At 73.4% G+C, this 1,539-nt stretch carries 2 protein-coding genes; one reads left to right on the forward strand and one right to left on the reverse strand.

The features are described from left to right. Positions 1-43: 43 nt before the first annotated feature. Positions 44-490 (reverse strand): nuclear transport factor 2 family protein, encoded by a 447-nt coding sequence (locus tag ACE3Q3_RS24350; RefSeq protein ID WP_374450458.1) that lies wholly within the window; start codon positions 488-490, stop codon positions 44-46. A gap of 107 nt (positions 491-597) precedes the next feature. Between ACE3Q3_RS24350 and ACE3Q3_RS24355 the strand changes: the two genes are divergently transcribed. Beyond that, on the forward strand, positions 598-1,539 hold a 942-nt coding region (locus ACE3Q3_RS24355), incomplete at its 3' end, for a DUF563 domain-containing protein (protein WP_374450460.1).

Genomic DNA, 1,539 nt, shown 5'->3' on the forward strand with positions numbered 1-1,539 from the left:
CGCCGAGGCGCTGAAGATCATGGACCGCGCCGGCTGGCGCTAGTCAGGCGGTCATCGTTGGACGCCCGTGGGAGATTTCGGGCGTCCCGCGATTGAGGGAGAAATGCGTGTGGAGGCCCCGCCACGGGGCTTCCACGTCGTCCCGCCGAAAGGTCACGGTGGCGCGGCCGTTGCGCGCGAAGGGCGTGCCGTCGGCGTGGAAGCCGGTCGAGCTCCAGGGCACCGCGGCGGTCGCCATCAGCCGGTCGGGCGAGACGTCGGCATGGAGGACCTCCGTCCGGAAGCGGAAGTCGGCGATCTTCGGCCAGACCTGCATCCACTGCCCGGCGACCACGGTGTCGCGGCCGATCACCAGGTCGGCATAGGTCCCGAACCCGACCAGCCGCTCGTCGAACATCTCGCGCGCAGTCGCGAAGTCGACGGCGCGGACCAGTTCCGTCCAGCGGTCGAAGAATGCGACGAGGCTCCGACGATCGGCCTCCTGGGACATGGCTCGGCTCCGGACTGGGAAAACGCCGCCACCCTATCAGGCGGCCCTGCGGCGCCGCCATCCTTCCTTCCTTGACTTCCGGGTCCGCCTCGGCCCGGATCGGGCGGATGATCGCGATCACGGACCGGCCACTGGCCGAGGCGATGGCCGGGGCGCCGGCGGATGGGCCGCGCTGGCTGCTGCCACCCGAGCGGGCGGGCGGCATCGGCTGCGTCGAACTGGAGCGCGTGCTGCTGATCGTGCCGCAGTTCCTGCCGGTGACGCTCCAGGGCGAGACCTGCCGCGACGCATTCGCCATCTATGGCCCGGGCAAGTACGCCCATCTCTACGGGCCGGAGCTGGCGGCGGCGGTCGCGGCCCGTGCGGTCGCCCTCCGCACCGCCCCGGACGCTCCGGCGCGGTTCGTCCTCGGCAGCGCCGACAACCATTTCCACTGGCTGGCCGATTTCCTGCCGCGGCTCGACCTGCTGCGCCGCCGGCCGGAACTGGCCGAGGGCGGGGTGCTGGTCGATGCCGGCTTCAGGTCTGGCCAGCAGGTGATCCTCGACTGGGTGACGGAGTGCCTGGCGCTCGCCCGCATCCGGCCCCGGCCGGTGCCGCAGGGGCTGGTCGGCGTCCGCCGCGCGGCGCTGCCGACGCGCGTCTCGCGGGCGGAGGCCGTGCGCTTCTGGCGCCGGTTGGCGCCGGCTGCGCCGCGACCGTGGCGGCGCCTCTTCGTCTGTCGCGGCGGGGTCGCGCGCCGCCGCCTCGTCGACGAGGCGGCGGTGGCAGCAGCCCTGGCGCGGGCGGGGTTCGAGGCCCTCGATCCCGGCACCATGTCCTTCGCCGAGCAGATGCGCGCCTTCGGTGAGGCGTCCGTCATCGTCGGCACCCACGGCGCGGCGCTCGCCAACATCCTCTTCGCCGGCCCCGGCACCCGCATCGTCGAACTGCGGAGCGCCAGCCACACCAGCGAATTCCGCGACCTCGCCGCGGCCGGTGCCCAGCCCTACGCGGCGGTCCCGCTCGTGGAACTGACCGAGAGCCACTCCGAGCCGCTGCACCGCGAT

It is taken from the genome of Allostella sp., assembly GCF_041913585.1.
Taxonomy (GTDB): domain Bacteria; phylum Pseudomonadota; class Alphaproteobacteria; order ATCC43930; family Allostellaceae; genus Allostella.

Bases quoted from the DNA above. Each gene is read 5' to 3' on its own strand.
- ACE3Q3_RS24350 (WP_374450458.1), bottom strand. From the start codon at position 490: ATGTCCCAGGAGGCCGATCGTCGGAGCCTCGTCGCATTCTTCGACCGC.